The sequence below is a fragment of the Streptomyces sp. IBSNAI002 genome, assembly GCF_052244475.1.
GTDB lineage: Bacteria > Actinomycetota > Actinomycetes > Streptomycetales > Streptomycetaceae > Streptomyces.
This window is the reverse complement of sequence record NZ_JBQPXG010000002.1, coordinates 7815043-7835530: the sequence shown is the minus strand read 5'-3', so window position 1 is coordinate 7835530 and position 20488 is coordinate 7815043. Positions and strand designations below refer to the sequence as shown.

Annotated in this window: 9 protein-coding genes; 1 reads left to right on the top strand and 8 read right to left on the bottom strand. The window is 74.5% G+C overall.

From position 1 onward, the window contains the following. Positions 1–53: 53 nt before the first annotated feature. Complete coding sequence (locus tag ACTVZO_RS36255; RefSeq protein ID WP_443302383.1) at positions 54–452, bottom strand: winged helix-turn-helix transcriptional regulator; 399 nt, start codon at positions 450–452, stop codon at positions 54–56. Between the two features lie 109 nt (positions 453–561). On the opposite strand from ACTVZO_RS36255, the gene ACTVZO_RS36250 reads away from it, so the two are divergent. Beyond that, complete coding sequence (locus tag ACTVZO_RS36250) at positions 562–969, top strand: RidA family protein (protein WP_443302381.1); 408 nt, start codon at positions 562–564, stop codon at positions 967–969. Positions 970–1025: 56 nt separating this feature from the next. Here the strand turns inward: ACTVZO_RS36250 and ACTVZO_RS36245 are convergent, their stop codons facing one another. The 7 genes from ACTVZO_RS36245 to ACTVZO_RS36215 are packed head-to-tail and all read right to left on the bottom strand — an operon-like array spanning position 1026 to position 20451. After that, positions 1026–3008 carry a hypothetical protein gene (locus ACTVZO_RS36245; protein WP_443302380.1) on the bottom strand — a complete coding sequence of 661 codons (1983 nt, stop codon included), beginning with the start codon at positions 3006–3008 and terminating at the stop codon, positions 1026–1028. After that, on the bottom strand, positions 3001–8280 hold the full coding sequence (locus tag ACTVZO_RS36240) for a hypothetical protein (RefSeq protein WP_443302379.1): 5280 nt from the start codon (positions 8278–8280) through the stop codon (positions 3001–3003). The genes ACTVZO_RS36245 and ACTVZO_RS36240 overlap by 8 nt, the downstream gene beginning before the upstream one ends. After that, positions 8261–11518 (bottom strand): hypothetical protein, encoded by a 3258-nt coding sequence (locus ACTVZO_RS36235; protein ID WP_443302378.1) that lies wholly within the window; start codon positions 11516–11518, stop codon positions 8261–8263. The genes ACTVZO_RS36240 and ACTVZO_RS36235 overlap by 20 nt, the downstream gene beginning before the upstream one ends. After that, positions 11515–12690 carry a Kelch repeat-containing protein gene (locus tag ACTVZO_RS36230; RefSeq protein WP_443302377.1) on the bottom strand — a complete coding sequence of 392 codons (1176 nt, stop codon included), beginning with the start codon at positions 12688–12690 and terminating at the stop codon, positions 11515–11517. Before ACTVZO_RS36230 ends, ACTVZO_RS36235 begins: the two co-directional genes overlap by 4 nt. A 52-nt stretch (positions 12691–12742) precedes the next feature. Then, a complete protein-coding gene (locus ACTVZO_RS36225; RefSeq protein WP_443302376.1) occupies positions 12743–17362 on the bottom strand; it encodes a DUF6603 domain-containing protein in 4620 nt (1539 codons plus the stop codon). Between the two features lie 13 nt (positions 17363–17375). Beyond that, positions 17376–18893: a hypothetical protein gene (locus tag ACTVZO_RS36220; RefSeq protein ID WP_443302375.1), complete on the bottom strand. Its 1518-nt coding sequence runs from the start codon at positions 18891–18893 to the stop codon at positions 17376–17378. After that, on the bottom strand, positions 18883–20451 hold the full coding sequence (locus ACTVZO_RS36215) for a hypothetical protein (protein ID WP_443302374.1): 1569 nt from the start codon (positions 20449–20451) through the stop codon (positions 18883–18885). Before ACTVZO_RS36215 ends, ACTVZO_RS36220 begins: the two co-directional genes overlap by 11 nt. Positions 20452–20488 lie beyond the last annotated feature (37 nt).

The following is a 20488-nucleotide window of genomic DNA, read 5'->3' as shown; positions in this document are numbered from 1 at the left end:
GTCCTGACCGGACCCTGCCCTCGTCCTGACCGCAGAGCGGCGGCCCGGCCGGCCTAGGAGGCCTGTGCCGGGCCGCCCGCGAAGCGGTGGCGGGCGGCGTCGATGTGACCGATGTACCGGTGGGTCCAGTCGCACAGCCCGTCGATCGTCACCCGCAGGGCCTGGCCCGGCTCGGTGAGGGTGTACTCGACCCGCGGCGGCACCACCGGGTGCACCGTGCGCTCGACCAGGCCGTTGCGCTCCAGCATGCGCAGGTTCTGGGTCAGCATCTTGTGGCTGATGCCCTCGATCTCGCCCCGCAGCTCGCCGAAGCGCAGGGTGCCCTCCCCCAGGGCCTCGATGATCAGGAGCGCCCACTTGTTGGCGACGTCGGAGAAGATCTCCCGCCCCAGGGAGTCCGCGCGCCGCACGTCCGCGTCGTCGGGCGAGCCCTTGAACTGCTTGGTCACCATCTGGTTCCCCAGTCACTTAAAAGTGCGTTCTTCCATGTCAGCGACCACTCTCCTACGGTTCCTGAGTAACCACAAGAGAGCGAAACGCTCTCGTGAGCAAGGAGGCAGCATGCCCATCACCCTGGTCGACCCCAGTGGACTGCCGAAGGTCGACGCCTACCGGCAGGTGTCCGTCGCGACCGGCTCCAGGCTCGTCTTCGTCGCGGGCCAGGTCTCCTGGGATGCCGACGGCGTGACGGTCGGCGAGGGCGACCTCGCCGCTCAGGTCGAGCAGAGCTACCTCAACGTCGCGGCCGCCCTGGCCGAGGTCGGCGCCTCCGTGGCGGACATCGCGAAGCTGACCGTCTACGTCGTCGACTGGACCCCGGACAAGATGCCCCTGCTCATGGAGGGGATCACCCGGGCGTTCACGAAGCTCGGCGTCACCGCGACACCCCCGGCCAGCCTCCTGGGCGTGGCGACGCTGGACGTACCCGAGCACCTCGTGGAGATCGAAGCCACCGCGGTCGTCGACTGACACCCGGGGCGGGACCGGCCGCCGGGCGGCGGGCGGCGGGCGCCCGCGGCACGGCCTCACCCCGCCCCGGTCGGACGGGTGTCGGCGAGGTAGTCGAAGGACAGGCCGCTGGAGGCCTCGCCGCGGCCCGCGTGGGTGCGGGCGCTCAGCCAGAGGGCGACGCGGCCGTCGTGCCAGCGGGTGCGGTTGTAGGCGAGGGTGACCTTGGTGCCGGCCTGCGGGACCTCCTCCTCGTGGACGAAGTACTGCCGTCCCGCGTCGTACCCCTCGCGCAGCAGCGAGGTGCGCGGACGGACGAGCCGGTCGTCTCCGACGGCGCTCGGCATGGCCGCGCGCTGGAGCCGGATGTCGCGGTTCTGGCCGGGCACGTGCACGGGGATGAAGGGGATCCAGTTCTCCGGTACCGAGCTCATCGCCGTGTACGCCTCCGGCGCCGCCGGGGCGGCGGGCGGCTGCCGCGGGTGCAGGCGCAGCCGGTGGGCGAGGACCTCGGCCGCGGCCTCGCTCCCCCGACGGGCCTCGCCGTGCGCGAGGGTCACGGTCCGCTCGACGCCCCACACCATGTTGGCCATTTCGTCCCGGATGAGCGCCACCTCCTCCAGCACCGGGCCCTCCGCGACCTTCGGGACGCTCGCCGGCAGCAGCAGACCCGGACCGGGTCCGTCCACCGCGTCGTCGCCCGTCTTCCGCAGGGTGTTGAGGGAGAACAGCGACCAGGGCCGGGCAGCTCCGCCGCTCCCGCCGCCCGAGTCGCCCGAGCCGCCCGAGCCGCCCGAATCGCCCGAATCACCCGACTCGGCCGGCTCGATCCACTGCTGCTCCCCGAACACGTCGGTGACCGTCAGGCCCCGGATCGAGGCCAGGCTCCCGGCCGGCAGATCGCAGGGCAGCATGAACCAGTCGTTGCTGTAGACGAGCGCGAACTCCAGGAAGATCAGCCGGGCCAGGTCGGTGCTGTCCGGGCGTACCGCGGCGAAGTTGGTCCGGCCGTCCTCCACCGCCCACCACCGGGGCAGCGGCATCCCGGAGTAGCGGACCGGGGCCGGGAAGACCGTACGGTTCACCACCCGCGGCTCGGCGTCCACGACCGCCTCCGGCGGCTCCGGCGGCTCCGCTTCCGCCGCCGCGCCGACCGAAAAGGCGTGCCAGTCCAGCGTCCCGCCCGGGTACTCGGGCGCGGTCAGCACCTGCTCCGGTCCGCCGCCCACGCCGTCCAGGCGCACGGAGAAGCGGTGTTCGAGCCGGGCGGCGTCCCAGGCCGCGTTGGGGCGCCGCCGCTGCGGATCCTCCGACGGCTGGTCGACGAGCTCCTCGAACCAGCGCACCAGCCGCCCGCCGAGCCTGACCAGTTCCTCCCGGTGCAGGTCCAACAGTCCGCTGATGCCCTCGTACGCCGGCCGGCCGTCCTTGAGGTGCCGGTAGAACGCGTACCCGTCCATCCGGCGCCCCGCGACCGCCTGGAACGCCGACCACACCTCGGGGTGCGCCACCCGGTGCACGTCCGCCTCCGTCCGCGACCGCGGATCGGGCAGGGCGATCGGGTAGCGGGCGACGTACTCCCTGCGCGCGTTCAGGCTGACCGCGTTCACCCAGTCGCTGGTGGCGACCAGTTTCAGCCAGCGGCGGCCGATCGCCAGCCGCCAGTCGAAGGACACGGCCTCCGCACCGAACGCGAACGGCAGCTCCCGCCGCTCCGCGACCGCCTCCAGCGGCCGGTCCGACGGCAGCGCCTCCACCGCGCCGTCCGCCGGCCGGATCCGCGACGGGGCGGTGACGGCCACGGAGTAGGTGGCCGTCACCGGAGACCCGGCGTCCTCGGCCCGGAACTCCCCGAGCTGCCACTGCCGGGTCAGCATCCACAGCGGGTCGCGCACCTCCACCCGCAGGGCCCGGTCGAAGTCCGTGGTCCGCGGCCGGCCCTCCAGCCGGTTCCACACGCCCACCGTGGGCGCGCCCCGTCCGTCCAGGGCTTCGCGCAGCCGCTCGATCCTGATCTCGCCCGAAGCGTCGGGCGTGCCGGGCCCGTTCATCTCACTCATCGGCCTTCCCCCGCAGGTTGCACAGCGCCAGATCGGTCGTCAGCGTGATCGGCTGCCGGGCTGCCGGCAGCACGGTGGCCGGGAGCAGCTGCGCGTACGCCGTGCCGTCGAGGTGGGCCGGTTCCACCGCCCGTGCCCGTGCCAGTCCGAAGGTCTCGGTGACCGCCGCCACCAGGTCGTCCTCGCGCCAGGCGCCCGTCCGCACCGGGGGTACGACCAGCAGCATCGACTGCGGCGGCTCCGAGCCGGGACGGTCGAAGTGGACGGCGATCCCGGTGGTCTCCCGGACGGCGGGCACCACCTCCGTCCACTCGTCGAACAGCAGCCCGCAGCGCCGGGTCTCCAGCAGCGGCTCGGGGGTGCAGTGCGCGGTGAACAGCACCCGGTCCTCCTTGATCTCGGTGCCCGCCTTGAACTCCATGGCCAGCCAGTGGTCCCCGGTCCGGTACGGCAGCTGCACCGGCGTCAGCCTCGGCTCCTGCCAGCCGGCGACATCGCTCATCAGCCCGCCCGGCCCGCGCAGCGCGTCCCCGAGCACCACGGCCTTCTCCCAAAGCCGCGGCTTCTCCCGTACGCGCGCGATGCCGTGCGCCCAGTCGTCGACCGGGAAGTCCCGGTCGAAGTCCGACCTCAGATGCGCGGTCAGCGCCTCGCTGTCGGCACGGGCCCGGCGCCATCCGGCGGCCAGCTCCTGCGAAGGGGTGAACTCCGGTACCACCAGCACGTCCTGCCCCAGCAGCGCCTTGAGCGCGTCGGTCGCGGCCCGCACCCGGTCCGGGCCGGTCACCGCCGCGTCGTACGCCGTGAGCGCCGGGTCCGCGGCGCCGAGCCGTTCGTCGGCCTCCCGGCCCAGGGCCCGGGAGCGCTCGAGCAGCTCACGTCCGTACGCCACGATCCGGTCCCCGAAGGGCAGGAGGTCCAGGCCCACCGGGTCGACGTCGTCCAGCGGCAGCAGCCGTCCCACCTCGGCCAGCAGCCCGCTCAGGGTGGTCTGCGCGGTGCGCGCCTCCCCCTCCAGGTCCGTCAGCCGGTCGTCGAAGGCCGCCCGCGCGTTCCTGACCAGGGCCCACAGCAGGGCGGGGCTCTCCGGGCGCGGGCTGGTCGGGGTGGTGGTCAACAGCCGCTCGGCCGTCTCCAGCAGCGCGAAGCGCTGCTCGTCGGAGGCGGCGGGCGGCAGGTCGTCGTACCGCCCGAGCAGTCCGTCCGCCTCGGTCAGTGCCCCGCGCATGCGCTTCGCGGCGACGGCGACCGCGGCCAGCACCTCCGCGTAGACGCCCCGGCGCCATTCGGTCAGCTCGCCCCAGCCGCTGCGCACCATCCCGAAACCGCCCGCCGTGGTGGTGAGCGCGGCGCAGCGGGACAGGAGTACGTCGATCCGGTCGAGCACCTCGGCGCGCAGCGGCGGCGCGGGCGCGGCCGGGTACAGCCGTGCCAGGTCGGCGGTCAGCTCGGCGGTCTCCCGGCCCAGGGCCGCCAGTGCCGCGCGGACGGCCGCGGGCCGCTCCCTCGGCAGCGAGACAGCCTCGTCGGCGGACCGGTCGGCGCCTTCGGGTCCGGCTGCGGCCATCAGGTCGGTGGGCCGCAGCGGGCGGGCCGTGGTGAGCAGGGTGCGCAGGGCGTCCACCAGCGGCGCGACCTCGAAGAAGCTGATCTTGTCCGGTACGCGTTCGGTGTAGCGGATCGTCAGCTGGCAGTCCGGGCGCGGCCGTTCCTCGTTCACCACGACCCCGATGATCCGGTCGTCGAGGTCGCTCTTGGCGGCCTCGCCCGCGGGGCGCACCGCCCAGAGCAGGTCGATGGGCTGGAGGCGCAGGTCGTGCATGGTGACGACCCTGCTGCGCGGCCGCCGGCCGGCCGGGTCGGTCCAGGTGACGAGTACGGCGAGGTCCTTCTGCGGGGGCAGCAGCGCCGGCAGCCAGTCGTTGACCGCGGGCTCCGCCTTCGCGCGCGGCCCGTCGCCGAAGTACAGCGGCGGTACGTGGCCCACGTCCAGCCCGGCGGTCAGCTGGAGGCCGAACCGGTGGGTGAGCGTCACTCCGCTGCGCGGGGTCGCCACCACCTCCGGGTCGGGCGGCAGCCCGTCCTTGGCGTAGGCGTCGAGGGTGGCCGAGGCCCGCTCGGTGTTGCCGGACAGCGCCTGGTGGGCCGCCTCGGCCACCGCGAGGTCGGCCAGCGCGTCGTGGACGTCGAGCAGGCGGCGTACCTCCTCGTTCAGGGCGCGGCCCTCGTCGAGGGTGGCGGGCGGCAGGTGCTCGGCGCCGAACGGGTACTCGGGGGCGGCGGGTGCACGGGTGGCGCGCCGGACCAGTTCCAGGCCGTCGACGACGTTGCGCGCCTCGACCACGTCCAGCGGGACCCCGGGGCCGGGGACCACGTCGGACAGCCGGCCCGCGCGCAGCGGGAACGCGCCGCGCAGGGCGGGGAGGAACTTGTCCAGGGTGCCCGTGGGGAGCCGCCGCTCGTGCAGCCCCTTCTCGAAGCGGTAGCCGAGCAGGGCGCCGAGCGACTGGCCCTGGCGCAGTCCGTCGAGGAGCGTGAGGGCCGTCCTCACCCGTTCGGAGGAGAGGTTCACCGCGAAGGAACCCGTGCCGTCGCGCGAGCCGTTGGCGAGGTAGCCGGCCCGCAGGACGGCCGCGGTGCGGGCCTGGGCCGGGGACGGGGCGTGGACGTAGCCCCCGTTGTCCGGGTCGCGTTCCACCGGATCGGTTCCGAAGACCGCGGTGAGCCCGGGGGGTACGGCGTGCCGCGCGCGCGGGACGGGGCGGCGGCGGACTTCCTCCAGCCAGCCGTAGCAGCCCAGATGGATCCCGCGGCGCGCCGGACCGGTGCCGTCGGAGCCACCGCCCGGCCCGTACCGCAGTTCCGCCAGCCGCTCGTTGGCCAGGCCCAGCCGCCACGCGTCCAGCCGGTGGTTCGCACAGTCCAGGTGTTCGGCGAGCACCCGCTCCAGCCGGGCGGTGGGGACGGCGGACAGCAGGCCGACGGCCCTCAGCTGCTCGTCGAGCCGGGCCGTCGCCGGATGGCTGCCGAGGACGTCCGGGATGAACCGGTGCACGAGCAGACCGGGGTCGCCGCTGCCGGTGACGTCCTCGTCGGGCGCGTACAGCCGCCGGTAGCGGCTCTCGCTCGGCGGGTCCTGCGCCTCACCGGCCCGGCGGGTCCTGATGTGGACGAACGGCGGCTCGGTGATCGGGGCCGGCGCCCGGCCCGCGGCCGCCGCCAGCCGCCAGGCGGCCTCCTCCCAGCCGAGCAGCACGGCGTGCCGCAGCAGCAGGTACAGCAGCGCCGCCGGCGGCCGGGAGCCCTCGAAGCCGTCCTCCAGGCGGATCCGGTCGAGGTCGGTCCGCCCGTACCGGGCCAGCCACTGGAGGTAGTTCAGGTGGTCCGGCGCCGCCGTGCAGGGCGGCAGCGCGCGGTCCTCGCTGAGCGGCCGGCCGTCGACGAGCGGTCCCAGCAGCCGGTACGGGGTCCCGTCGAACAGCCGCCCCATCAGCTCGGGTTCCGGTCGGGCCGGCCCTCCCGGGGGCCGGACCTCGTAGCCGAGCCGGGCCAGCAGGGCGCGGATCGGCTGCGGCATGTGCAGCGGGTCCTCCAGCGCGGCCGTGACGGCCGGGCCGTGCCCCGCGAGGTTCTCCTGGTTGTAGAGGTCGGCGACGCTCCGTGCGTAGCGCTGGTGGTACTCGGCGGAGGACGGGTGCAGCGCCAGGATGTCCAGCAGCCGCTGGTGCGGGTCCGCGCTGCCCGAGGTGAGGCGGGGCACCTCGGCCGCCGCTTCCGTCCAGTCCGCCGCCAGGGTCTCCAGCAGCCGGTGCAGCGCGGTCCGGTGGGCTCCGGTGGCGTCGGACGGCCAGGCCAGCCGTTCGAAGGAGGTGGTGGGCAGGATTCCGTACGGCTGCCTGCCGATCCTGACGACGGGCAGCGGGCCGCGGGCCGAGACGTACCGCACGAAGAAGGCGCGGGTCCGTTCCACGTCGTCCTCCGCGATGAGCGGATGCAGGGCGGTGCGCAGGTAGTCGCCCCAGGTCGACGGCCACAGGGCGGTGTTGGCCGCCCGCGCGTCGCGCAGGTCGGTGCCGTCCGCGTGCGGGACGCCGTCCAGGGCGGCCGGGTCGATGCCGAGGAGGTCGGTGAGCCACCGGCCGTCGGTCCGGGTCGTCCAGTCGCCCGCGTCGTCCTCGGGCGGTCCGGCGGCGAACGCGGCGCGCAGTCCGGCCGCCTCCTCGCGCCGCGCGCCCTGTCCGGCGGGCGCCTGCTCGGTGTTGTTGGTGGGCGTGCCCTGCGGTACGAGGCCGAAGCCGGCCGGGCTGCGCAGCTGCCTCCCGATCAGTCCGGCCAGGGCCTCGGCCGAGGCCTCGGGGCCCTGCCGCCTGCGCAGTCCGAGTACGAGCAGCCGGTCCAGGCCTCCCTGGGTCCGCTCGTCCAGGCGGAAGCGCAGTCCCATGCCGAGCTCGACCGCCCGTGTGAAGCCGGTGAGCCAGAGCAGGTCGGCCGGGACGTTCAGGGTCCCGTCCCGCGGGTCGATCTTCAGCTGGTCCTCGGCGCCCGGGTCGGGGCTGACCGCCAGTTCCTCGGGGACGGGCTCGCCGGTCTCGTTCAGTACGAGTTCGCCGCCCGCCCAGCCGAGGAAGACGAAGCGGTCCGGCAGCAGTCCGGCCCGGGCGGGGCGGGTCCAGGAGTCCGCGCTGAGCCGGGCCGGACGCGGGACGACGAGGAAGGCCACGACCACCCCGTCGGAGGCGCGCAGCGGTGCCTCCTCGATGCCGGCGGGCGGTCGGCCCCGGACGGCTCGGGCGCGCGCCGCGCCCACGGCGGCGAGCAGCGCGGCTTCGGCGGCGCGGATCCGGACCCGGTCGCCGTGGGCCCGCCAGACGGCGGTCCAGTAGTCGGCGGTCGGGCGCCGGTCGTCCGCCGGCAGGGCGACGGCGGTGGTGACGACCAGCACGGTGGTCTGTGCCGGCAGGTTCGCCGGTTTGCCTCCGGGGTCGGCGGGGCCGTGCCGGTCCCGGAGCCAGAGCGCGCGGCCCGGGGCGACCCGCCCGGTCAGCTCGTGCCAGGCCGCCTCCTCGGCGGCGCGGTCCCCCGCGGCCCGCCACAGCGCCGTCCAGTAGGCGGTCAGGGCGGAGAACTCGGCCTCGCCGGGCAGTGGTTCGAAGGCGTCGATCTGCCATTCGTCGGGGAAGACGCGCACCAGCAGTTCGGTGGCGGTGAACCGGGTCTCGATGCGTACGGGCCCGAGCAGCACGGGGTACTCGTCACTCAGCGGGTCGGGCATCGAGCAGCATCTCCTGTGCGTGTACGGCGACCAGGACGGGCGCCTGGAAGAGCATGTAGGCGAGGTCGGCGGAGCCGAGCCGGCCCGACCAGGGCGGCAGCCGGGTGTCCTCCCGGCGCTGCTCGGTCTTCTCCGCGTCGTCCTCGGACCCGTCGAAGGGCTCGAGCGGCAGCTCCGCGCCCGGGTCGAGGGTGATGAAACGGGCGCCGGGCGGGGCCACGTCGGGCCAGGAGAGGTCGTTCCACACCTCCAGCGGGCCGGCCGGGACCTCGTCCGCCCCGAACCGGGGGTCCCCGGGCCGCTCCTGGATGACGAAGAACCAGCCGGGGTCGACGGGTCGCCCGCCCCTGGCCTCGGTGGGGGTCAGGTCGAAGCCGAGGAGGGTGATGTCGGGCTCGACCTTCGCCTCGAAGACGGGCAGGCGCACCAGGTGCGGGGGCGGCCGCTCGCCGTCCGGGACCGGGGCCAGGACCCGTTCCCGGTCCCGGTGTTCGGTGCCGTCGTCGTCGCGCGCCCAGTCGGCGCGGTGCGCGTACACCACGGCCGTCGGGTACTTGCGCAGCAGTTCGCCGCGGATGACGAGGACCAGGTCCTCCTCGGCTCCGGTGCCTCCGCTCTCCTTGTCCCGGTGGTCGTGGGCGCCCAGCTCCGACTCCGGGGCCCAGGTGTCGATCGCCGGGATGTCGTACAGGCGCTCCCGGCGCTCGTCCGGGCCCTCGCCGGGCTGCGGGAGGGCGGCCCGCGGATCCCAGAACTGCCGGAAGACGCTGCACCGCTGGTCGGTGGGGTACTCCCGCCACAGCAGCTCGCGGGCCATCTCGTGGTTGAGTCCGACGAGGTACGCCTCGATGAACTCCTGGTCCGGCGACAGCAGGGTGATGGAGTTCGGGGGAACCAGGCCCAGGTTGGGTACGAAGGTGTCCACGGACTTGTCCACCAGGGCCCGGTACATGGGCAGGTCGATGACCGGATGGGCCATCACCTCCATGAACCGCGTGGCGAACGGGGTGAGCCGGCCGGGCAGCCGGACCTCCGCGAGCAGGTTCCGCGGCACGGTGGTGTCGGCCTGGAGTCCGGTGAGCATGGCCTTGCCCGCGTCGACCACGCCGAGCGGCTCGCGGGTGCCGTCGCGGGCTCCGGCTTCCGCGGCCCGCAGGCCGAGCCGGATCTCCCGCAGTCCCGCCTTGAACCGTTCCGCTTCCCTGCTGTCGGGGCCGCCGGGCTCGGGGACGAAGCCCTCGGCGGGCAGGCTGACGCGGAACGCCCCGCAGGTGGGCAGTTCCGCCTCCGGGTCCTCGCCGGGCGGCGGCGCGCCCGGGTGGAGGACGTCCGCGAGGTCCTTGGGGGTCACGAGCGCGGACGGGGTGCCCTTGGCGGGCGCGGCGGTGACCGCCCCCGTGGCCCGGTCCATCTTGGGTACGAGCGCGTCCGGCGGCTCCGTGCCGGCGAGCAGTGACGGCCCGTCCGGGAACAGGGCGCGCATCAGCCGGGACCCCGGGCGCATCATGCGGCGCATCTCGGGCGACAGCGGGGCGGAGGCGACCCGGCTGGTGGCCACCTGGTGTCCGACGGCGACCGGCAGAGCGGAGGCCGGCGGCCCGCCGTTGCCCGCCGCCGCTCCGTGCCGGGGCGCGCCGGCCGTCCGCACCCGGAAGTTCGCGGGCGCCGTCAGGCGCAGGGCCCGGCCGGACTCCGCCGCCACGATCGCGGCCGCGGCGCGTGCGCCGCCGCCGGCCGGGGGCAGGGCGGGCAGGTGCTTGCCCTGGAGGGAGTGCCCGACCTCGCGTGCCAGCTGGGCGGCCCGGATGAGGTGGTTGGCGGTCAGTACGTCGCCCACCTGCTGCCAGGCGGCCGCCATGAACTCCTCCTGGCGGGCCCGCACCACCTGGGCGCCGAAGTTCGCGGCGATGCGGAAGCGGGGGTCCAGGTTCAGCCGGTGCACCCAGTTCCGGTTCACGGGCGCGGGCAGCGGGGTGCCGCTGTCGTCGGTCAGCAGCCGGGCCGTTCGTGCGTGCCAGCGCCCGTACAGGGGCGGGGTGATGACCGGGTCGACCTGCGGCGGCTCGGCGTCCGCCGTTCCGGTCGGGGCCAGGCGGGCGGCGAGCTCCCGGTGTGCCTCGGCCGGTGTGCGGCGCAGGTAGTCGTCGGCGAGGTTGACCAGCCCGGCCAGTGCTTCCTGGAAGGGGTGGGGGTACGGGCGTTGCGGGGGCGGGGCGGTGGAACGTCCGTCCCAGTCGTCCCACACGTCCGGTACGCGGCCGGGGATCTTCAGTGCACCGCCCAGCCTGAGGACCCCGCCGAGCCCCGCCGGCGCGTCGATGGGCGGCAGGCCAGTGCCGGGCCGCAGTACGTCGACGTCGCGCCGGGTGACCCGTGGATCGGGCCGCTTGGGCAGGAGCTGCCGCACCAGGTGCTCGAAGTCGCCGGCCGGTCCCGTACGGAAGGACCAGCGGTGGTAGTACGGCAGGTGCAGTCCGGCCCGGCCGGGCCCCCACGCGGCGAGGGTGGCGGACGTGCCGTCGGGGATCTCGGCCCCGGTCCCGGCCAGCCGTCCCGTCTCGAACGCCGGTACCAGGAAGGCGTGGTAGGGCGTGTTCGGTTCGAGGTGCCGCGGGCAGATCAGCCGGGAGCAGGCCTGGTCCGGATCGGTGTGCAGGACCTCGCGCAGCCGGGCCAGCGCGCCGGGCATGTCGGACTGCTCCGAGACGAGCGGACCGTCCAGCGCGCCGTTGACGTGGACGTGGGCCCAGGCGCCGAGCTGTCCGGCGGGCGGCAGGGAGGCGGCCGGGTCGGCGACGGCGATGTACGGCAGGGGCCGGCCGGGCAGCGGCGGCCCCTCCTCGAACTCGCCGGGCGCGCCGGAGTCCGCGGGGCCCTCGAGGACGACCAGCGCGAGCCACGGCCGCAGCCTGCCGGTGTCGGGATCGGGCACGTCCGGGCTGTACCGCCAGAGGAAGTCCTCGGGGTAGAACTCGATGTGGGCCAGGTAGTTGGGTTCGGTGTCGGTGACGCCGTCGCGCGGTTCGACGCGGGAGACGGCGCGCGGGTCCACGCCCACGATGTCGCCGGGGCCGTACAGCTGGACGGGACGGCGGACGGGACGGCCGGGTCCGCCGCGCTCGCCGGTCACGTTCAGCACCACGTCGATGGTGGCGCGTTCCTCACCGGGCGGTTCGCTGATCTTCGTGGCGATCCCGGCGCGCAGCCAGGGCAGGAAGGAGTACGCGTTCGCGGTCACGTGAGGCTCCCGGCCGGACCGAACACCTCGGTGGTGGCGGTGAGTTCGTCCTGGTCCAGGGTGGCGGCGGCCAGCCCCGACCGCAGGGTGCCGCCGGTGACCAGGATCTCGTCCCCGTCGAGGGCGATGGCGGAGAACGCCCACCGGCCGGCGGCGGGCACGGCCGCGGGTACGGCGGCTCCCGTGGCGGCGTCGACCAGCAGCGTGTTCTGGTAGCCGATCCCGTCGGTCGCGTCCCCGGTCCCGCCGACCAGCAGGAACGAGCCGGTGCCGAGCGGCACCACCCGGTGGGCCTCGCGCCCGCGGCCGGGCAGCGGCGGGAGCGGCGTCCACTGGCCGCGCGCCAGGTCGAACCGCTCGGCCGTCAGCGCGTGGTACGGGTCGAAGGTGCCGTCTCCCGGGGTGCCGGGCAGCGCGCCGCCGACCACGAGGGCCGTGGTGTCGGAGGCCCGTACGGTCCGGTGGCCGCTGCGCCGCGCCGACATGCTGCCCGTGGGCGTCCACGTCTTGGTCGCCGGGTTGTACAGCTCGCAGAAGGCCAGTGCCGCGTCCGCCGGTCCGGAGACCGGTGCGGTGCCGCCGCAGACCAGCACCTGGCCACCCTTGAACAGCACGGCTCCGTGGCCGGTCCGGGCGTCGTTCATCTCGGTGGCGACGGTCCACTTGCCGGTGTCGGCGTGGTAGATCTCGGCCGTGCGCAGGGCCCCCAGGGAATCGCCGGAGCGGGTGGCCACACCGCCCGCCACCAGGACCGTCTTGTCGTCGAGCAGGACCGCGCTGTGCCCCCACCGTGCCTGGTGCAGGTCGTCGACCGCCGTCCAGGTGTCGTGGGCGGGGTCGTACACCTCCACGGAGGCCAGGGCGGGGGCGATCCGGCCGGGGGCGCTCGTGCCGCCGACGACCAGGATGCTGCCGTTGTCCAGCCGGGTCACGGTGTGGTGCCGGCGCGGGAAGCGCATCGGCTTGGCGGCCTTCCACTTCTCCGCGGCCGGATCGTAGAGCGCGGCCTTGTCCACGGCGGAGCCCTTGGCGTCGGCGCCGCCCGCGACGAAGACCCTTCTCCCGTCGAGGAGGACCGGGCCGTCGTGCTGCCCGTGCCAGCTGGCCGCCGACGGCAGGTCGCCGGTCTTCTTCCAGCTTCCGGTGGCCGCCGCCGCAGTGGGACTGGTCATGGCGTGGAACCCTCCGTGGTGGGTGCGTCGTACGCGCCGCGCGCCGCGCGGTTCACGGCGTGTGGATCTCGGTGGTGGCGGAGGTGACCGGGGGGTCCCCGGGGGCCGCGGGGCCGGACCTGACGACTCCGCCGACCGCCAGCACCCGGCCGTCGGACAGCTCCACGGCGGCGAAGTCGTGGCGGCCGGTGGCCAGGGCGCCGGTGGCCCGCCAGGTCCCGGTGGCCGGGTCGTGGAGCAGGGTGCCGCGGAACCCGGCGGCGCCGTCCGGGCCGTGCGCGCCGCCGGTGACCAGCACCAGGCCCGAGCGCAGCAGGAGGGCGCGGTGGCGGCTGCGCCCGGCCGGCATGGGCGGCGCCTGGCTCCAGGTGCCGGCGCCGGGTGCGTAGCGTTCGGCGGTGGCGAGCGGGGCCCGGCCGAAGCGGGGTGCGGCGGGCAGCCCGGTCGCGTCGCCCCCCGTCACGAGGACGGAGCCGTCGGCGAGGACCGTCGCCTCGTGGCCCTTGCGGCCCGTGGCGAGCGCTCCGGCCGGTGCCCAGTCGCCGGTGGCCGGATCGTAGAGCTCGCAGTAGGCGAGGGCCACTTCGCCGGCGCCGGTGGCGAGGGCTCCGCCGACGGCGAGGACCCGGCCGGATCCGGGGAGCAGGACCGCGCGGTGGCCCGCGCGGGCGTCGGCCATGGGCCGGGCGATGTCCCACAGCCCGGTGCGCGGTTCGAAGAGTTCGGCGCCGGCCAGGGTGCGGACGCCGTGCCCGCCCCGCTCGGCCGTACCCCCGCAGACAAGGACCCGGCCGCCGGGCAGCAGGACCGCCGCGTGGCCGCCGCGCGGGGTGTTCAGGTCCCCGGCGGGGGTCCAGGCGCGGGCCACGGGATCGTAGAGCTCGGTGGAGGCCAGGGGCGCTCCCGCCCGGTCCCGGCCGCCGGCCACCAGGACCCTGTTGTCGGCGAGCCGGACGACGGTGTGCCCGGTCCGGGCCGTGCGCAGCGGGGGCAGCTGCTCCCAGGCCAAGGCGACCGGGTCGAACAGCGCGGCGGTGGCCAGGGCGCCTCCGGTGGCGTCGGCGCCGCCCGCGACGAGGACGCCGCCGGAGCCGAGCCGGACCGCTTCGGCTCCGGTCGCCCGTACCGCGGCGGGGGTGTCACCGGCCGCGGTCCAGGTCCCCGGCGCGGCCAGGGGCGCGGCCTCGGACTCCGGGATGACGTGCAGCCGGCCCGCCAGCCGTGCGTCGGCGGTGGTCCAGGCGTCGAGCGCGTCCTCGGCCGCGGTCCGGCTGCGGAAGCTCGACGCGCCCCGCGCGAGGGCGGGGGTGGGCGCGAACGCCTGGAGGTTGTTGCGGAGGTGGGCGATGACGAAGCGCTGCCCGGTCACGCGTGCGGTGTCCTCGGCCGTGTAGGGCCGGCGCAGCCGGGCCTCCCGCCGGGACAGGGCGGAGCGGCTGGTGCTGCTGCCGGTGAGGAGTCCGTCGAACACCGCGCTGCTGACCTCGTGGTACCGCAGGCGCGTGCCGGCCGGTGCGGTGGCGGCCGCGGCCGCCGCCCGGGCGGCCGGTGCGGTGCTGTCGAAGACGTGGGCTTCGTAGCGGGCGCTGCGCCGGACCACCCGGGCCGAGGCGAGCGCGTCCCGCTCCGTGCCGAGTTCGATCCCGGCGTCCTGGTCCTCGTACCCCGAGGCGGAGAGTTTGGCCGCGTCGTCCATGTCCTGGAACTGCGCCATGGCGAACTTGTCGCCGGTGAGCGCAAGCTGGACGAGCCCGCAGGCGGGGTCGGGGGCGACGTGGAAACGGTTGCCGTCGCTCGGCCGCTGTGCGCCGACGCGGTCGACGCGGATGCCGAGCGGGATCGCCCGCTGCCGTACGAAGAGGGTGCCGAGCGGGTGCAGGACCAGATGCTCGTCCTCGGGGAGTGTGCGCAGGGTCACCAGATGGTCCCCGCCGGCCGCCGAGGGCAGTCGGGTCTCCCACCCCTCGGTCTTGCCGAACTCGGCTTCCAGCAGCGGCAGTACCTCCACGGGGGGCAGGGTGGTGGTGTGTTCCTCGCCCCAGGTGATGTCGAAGTCGGCGGAGATCTCGAAGAAGAGCAGCGAGATCGAACCGCGGCCGTGGGCCCGCCACGGCGTCGGCCCCGAGAGCCGGAAGCGCAGGTCGATCCCGAACAGGCCGACCCCGAAGGCCTTGAGCGAGACCCCGGCGCAGATGTCGATGGTGAAGGCGAACGGGGAGAACTGGAAGAGGGCGTCGAAGCCGAGGTGGCCTTCGATGCCGAAGTCCTCGAATCCGAGGCGGAGTTCGGCGCGGGCGCCGAACTGGACGGTGTTGCTGGTGACCGCGAAGTAGCCGGACACGCGGATGAGCCGGCCGGGCTGGTTGAGGATGTCGATGGACAGCCGGTCGGGCACCGGGAAGGGCAGCGGCGGAGCCTTGTACGACGGGTGGAACCCGCCGACGGACAGCACCAGCTGGGGGTCGTCGCCCCAGGAGACGAGCAGCCCCATTCCGCCGTCGATGGGCATGGTCAGGATGTGCGAGTCGAAGAGGGTGGCGAAGAACCACAGCTGGGACTTGTCGAACTCGACCGCGCCGATGAACGCCACCTGGATGACGAGCAGCGGGAGCTGCTCGGTCGGCAGGACGCACCGCAGGACGCCGAGCACGGCCAGGTTGCCGGGGATCTCGATGATCACCCCGAGCGAGACGCTGATCAGCGTGGGTGTGCCCCAGCCGATCTTCGCCATGGGCCCGATCAGGAAGGTGCCCTGTTCGGGCGGGAAGAAGGCGTTCAGGTCGCTGACGATGCGCGGCGCGTTGGCGACGACGTCCTTCGGGAACATCACCGAGTCGATGCGGCCGGTGGCCACGCCCTCCACCAGCGCGCGCAGGTTCATGCCGCGGTTGAGGCCGAGGAGACCGCCGACGGCGAGGAGGGTGAACCCGTAGCCGAGCTGGATGCCGCCGTTGCCGAACTCGGTGGTGATCAGGATGAGGAGGGAGAAGCCGCCCGGCCGGTCGGGCATGCGGGTGCCGATGATCCCGACCGCCTTGAGCGCGACCAGGCCGGCGAAGTCCAGTTCGAGGGCGCCCGCGTACTCGCCGCGCTCGGGGTCGGCGAAGAGGTAGCCGCCGCCGGTGACCACGCCGGCGTCCACGACCAGGCCGATGCCGCTGGGCGGTTTGAAGGCGAAGTCGAGCTGGGCGGGTCCGAGGTTGCCGCCGCCGGGCGGGAGGGAGAACTCGGCGACGACGCCCATCCGTTCGACGGTCGCGGTCACGGGTCCGAGGGCGGCGGTGAATCCGGCGGAGAGCTCGACGGGGACGGTGCCTCCGCCGATGCGCGCGGCGAGGAGGATGTCGCGGATCTCCACGGGGCCGATCCCGATGTGCACGGGGATGCGTACTTCGAGTCCGCCGCTGCCGGTGAAGCGCAGGCCGGTCCCGGGTGAGAAGGCGAGCCCCAGATCGAAGCCGGCCTCCAGGCGCCCGCTGGAGAGCACGGAGGACACGAAGCCGTCGCCGGCGGAGGCGTCGATGATCAGCCGTCCGCCCGTGAGCCCGGCCTCGGCGAGGGGCTCGCCGTGCGCGTGCCCGGTGGCCGGGTCGACGGCGAGGGCGAGACCGGCGGTGACGGTGAATCCGTCGATCTCCAGCCTGCTGCCCCCGGCCTGGCCGAGCAGCACGATGGGCCGGTCGGGCCGCGACTCCAGCCCGATGGTGAGCAGTCCCTCGACGGGGCGGTCGGGGGCGGGGGGTACGAGGCTGACGGCGAAGGACGGCCGCAGTTCGCCGGTGGCTCCGGTGGGCAGGACGCCCCGGACGCCGAGGGTGCCCGAGACGCCGGGCCGCAGCCCTTCGACGGGGCGGGTGACGTCGCCCTCGCCGCGCAGCACCACCTCGGCGCCGAGGCCCGCGCCGTCGGTGGTGGGGGTGATGTCGAAGGTGAGCGCCTGGAGCAGGGGCGGCGTGGTGGCGGTGGCGGGGACGAACAGCGCGGGCAGCCCGGTCCTCGTCAGTACGGTCTCCAGGACGGCCAGGAGCTTCGCGGCGTCGAAGGCGGGCGTGCCCCAGCCGTACCGCTCCCGCAGCTGGCCGGCGGGGTCGAACAGGGCGGGCAGCAGCCGCTCCAGGTAGAGGTCGAGCCGTTCGTAGGGCGGGCGGCTGGGGTCGGTGGCGGGCTCTCCCGGGTGGTAGGTCCGCTCCAGCACCCCGAAGAGGGTGTACCAGGCGGCCATCAGCGGGGAGGCGTTCATCGCCTGGGCCAGGGACAGCTTGCTGAGCTTGATCTCGAGGTCGGTGGTGAGGTCGTCGATCTGCTGCTGTGAGATGCCGGGCAGGTCGGGTCCGGAGGCGCGCAGCGCGGCGGTGATCGCGGGCAGGGCGGCGTGTACGCGGGCGCACTGCTGGACCAGTTCGAGCGCGGCGGTGGTCATGTCGGCGGCCGTGCCGGAGCGGACGGCGTCGCGAAGCCGGCGTTCGGGCCCGTCGATGGCGGTGGTGGCGGCGGCGACCGTACGGCGGGCCGGGGTGATGCGGCCGTCGGTCAGGAACGCCGGTGGGAAGCGCACGCCGAAGCATTCGAAGGTTCCGATGACGAGGTCGTCGCGGAGCAGGGCCCCGGTCGACCGGACGAGGTTGGCGAGTTCGGCCGCCAGGCGTTCCAGCGTGCCGGGTTGCTCCGCCATGCCACCGGCCTCCTCAGGCGCGCGCGAGCGCGTCGATCAGTTGCGGATAGGTCAGGCCGGCCAGGCGCGGCAGCGCGCTGTGGGCCCGGTCGAGCGCGGTCTTCAGGGCCGGGCCGGCGTGTTCCCTGATCTCGCGGTGCAGTTGGTCGACGCATTCGTCGACCGGCCGGCCGGCGAGGGTCTCGGGCAGTGCGAGGCCGGCCTGTCGGGGCAGCCGGATCAGGAGCTGTACGAGTCCGGGCCCGCCGCCGCGGTGCCAGGCCACGGTGACGCGGCGGTTGTGCCGGACGAGACCGGCCAGTTCCTCGCGGTGGTCCCGCCACAGGGCGTGGAGCAGCCGGCCGGCGGGCGACCCCTCCAGGTCCTGCTGGAGACCGGCCAGGTGGCCGAGCGCGGCGGGGACGCCGTCCGCCGGCGCCCCGGCCAGCGGGTCGAGGCTGCCCGGCGGGGGCTTGGGGACGGTGTTGACGGGGTGGGAGTTGCGGATGGTGGCCACCGTGAGCAGCAGTCCCTCGTGGGCGAAGAACCGTTCGATCACCTTCTGGATGGGCAGGACGAAGGTGAGGAACGGGAGCGAGCTCGCGGCGATCGCATAGATCAGCCCGACGACCTCGACCACGGGCTTCCCGTCGGGGTCCGTGGTGCCCAGGTCGTTGACCATGGCCGATCCGGAGTCGCCCTGGTAGGCGAAGTGGAGCGTGTCGTAGGCGTGCTGGGCGGGGTGGGGATTGGGCTTGACGAGCAGGAGGTTCTCGGCGCGCTGGGGGGTGTCGAACAGCCCGGTGACCGTGCCGCCGGTCTTGCCCGTCCGTGCGCCGACCTTCCGCACCTGGTAGTTCTCGACGCTCGCTTCGAAGGGCGTGATGGTGTGCACGCCCGTGATCTCCCCGATCCCCCTGATGGCGGGCTTCCAGGTGCGGCCGGGATGGATCCTCAGCAGTCCCTCGTCCCGGTCCGAGGCCTCGTCCTTCTCGGAGCTCAGCGCTCCGGTCTCGTACACGCCGAAGATGTCCGAGCAGCAGATGCCGTCGCTGCCCGTGGGCTGGCCCACCTTCGACACCAGCGGGACCGGGTTGAACTTCCCGTCGTGCGTGATCACGTGCTGGCAGGTGAGGGCGTAGACCTTCCACTCGTCGACCTGGTCCTTCAGGACGCAGCCGAGCGTCCCCAGGCCGCCGGCGTTCTCCACTCCGATGCAGTACCCGCCCTTCAGGTCCCGTGCCCGCTCGGAACTCTGGTCCCACAGGGCCGGGTTCAGCATTCCGGGCGGCTGCTCGGACGTGAGCGGGACGACCCCGCCGATCGCGACGACGTCGGTGGGGACGCCCTCGACGTCCGACGGGATCAGCTCGGCGGCGGGGAGCGCCGAGGCGGGCAGCTTCTCGCGGACCAGGACCTTGACCGCCGGTTCCCGGGTGAGGACGCCGTCGACCTCCTTGCCCCCGACCCCGACGAACATCACTCCGGGGATCGCGAAGAGCCGCTCCTTGACCCGGTTCTTGGCCGCGACGAGTTCTTCCTCAGTGGTCATGACGGCCCTCCTCGGCCGGGCCGAGGGCCGCGACCATCTGCGCGTAGGTCAGACCGGCCAGGTCGGGCAGGGCGCTGCGGGACCTGGCCAGCGCCGAGCGCAGCTCGGGGCCGGCGAGCCGGGCGTACGCGTGGTGGATCCGGTCGACGTACTCCCCCAGCGGGACGGGGCCGACGGCGGACGGCATCTGCCGCGCGTCGTGGCGGACCGTCGCGATCAGGTCCCGGACGAGTCCGGCGAGGCCCGGCCCCGCGGCGTCGGCGCGCCAGAGGTCCGCCAGCTCGGGGTGGCGTCCGGTGAGTCCGGCGAGTTCCTCCCCGTGCTCCTGCCAGAGGCGCAGCAGGCGCCGGCCGGGAACCGTGCGGCCGAGGTCGGCGCGGAGCACGGCGGTGGCGGAGCCGGTGAGCGGAGGTGCGGTGAGTGGGGCCGGTCCGGGTGCGGGTGGGGGTGTGGGTGGGGGCTGCCCCACGACGCGCTGGATCCTGGCGCGGGTCGCCGTCGCGAGCCGGACGGGCATCTGCTTGGTGTGGACGAAGTAGTGGAGCACCACGTCGATGGGGAGGACCTTGCCCCAGCCGCGCATTTCCGCCGGCTCGTCGGGGCCGAAGCCGGCGAGCACCAGGCCGACCGCCCGGTTGAAGCGGTCGACCACGAGGGCGCCCGAGTCGCCGTGGTCGGAGAAGTGGTTCACGACCGTGGTCGGCAGGCCGGGGTTGGGATGGGGTTTGACGATCATCAAGTTGCTGTAGCGAATGCCGTCCACGTCGTAGGCGGCGTTGACGGCCTGGACCGTCCCGCCGGTGTACCCCGTGGCGACACCGCGCTTGCGGACTTCGAAGCAGTGGGTGTCGACCTCCTCCGGCTTGAGGGTGTACGTGCCGGTGACGGGGCCGATGTCGAGGATGTCGGCGTACCACTTCACGCCCGGGTCGAGCCGGGCCACCGCCACGTCGACGGTCGTGTCGCGGTCGCCCGTCTCGTAGTTGCCCACCACGTTGCTGGAGAAGAGCCGCTCCAGGGGGAAGTCCTGGCGGAGCGGGTGGTAGACCCGCGTGCCGGTGTCGGCCCTGACCGGATGGTCGAGGGGCGGCGCCTCGCCGAGGACGTGCTGGTTGCTCAGCAGATAGACCTTGCCGGGGTCGCCCGTGTGCTCGAGGAATCCGCCGATGGTGCCGGGGGCCTTGGGGTCCACGGCCGAGGAGACCATGGCCCCGCCGATGAGCCGGCTCCACTTGCGCTCGTCCAGCCGGCTCTGCGAACCCGGCGGGCTCCCGGTCGGCCCGCGCCGCCCGCAGGGGCCGGGCGGCGGGTCCGGCGCCCGGGCGCCCAGGTCCACCACATCGGTCCCGACGCCTTCGAACTCGGCCGGGACGAGCCGGTCTTGGGGCAGTTCGCCCGGCGAGCGCTTGCGGGTGACGAACACCCTGATGGTCCGTTCCCCGGTGGCCCGCCCGGCCCGCTCCCGCCCGCCGACACCAACGGCCACGACCCCGGGGAGACCGAAGAGCCTGTCGAGGGCACGGTCCTTGACAGCCGTGTATTCGGCCTCTCTGCGCACCGCGAAACCCGCCCCCTGACACCCCGGTTACCCCGAC

Coding starts and splice junctions, on each gene's coding strand:
- ACTVZO_RS36220 (WP_443302375.1), bottom strand. CDS start 18,893: ATGACCACTGAGGAAGAACTCGTCGCGGCCAAGAACCGGGTCAAGGAG.
- ACTVZO_RS36245 (WP_443302380.1), bottom strand. CDS start 3,008: ATGAGTGAGATGAACGGGCCCGGCACGCCCGACGCTTCGGGCGAGATC.
- ACTVZO_RS36225 (WP_443302376.1), bottom strand. CDS start 17,362: ATGGCGGAGCAACCCGGCACGCTGGAACGCCTGGCGGCCGAACTCGCC.
- ACTVZO_RS36240 (WP_443302379.1), bottom strand. CDS start 8,280: ATGCCCGACCCGCTGAGTGACGAGTACCCCGTGCTGCTCGGGCCCGTA.
- ACTVZO_RS36255 (WP_443302383.1), bottom strand. CDS start 452: ATGGTGACCAAGCAGTTCAAGGGCTCGCCCGACGACGCGGACGTGCGG.
- ACTVZO_RS36230 (WP_443302377.1), bottom strand. CDS start 12,690: ATGACCAGTCCCACTGCGGCGGCGGCCACCGGAAGCTGGAAGAAGACC.
- ACTVZO_RS36250 (WP_443302381.1), top strand. CDS start 562: ATGCCCATCACCCTGGTCGACCCCAGTGGACTGCCGAAGGTCGACGCC.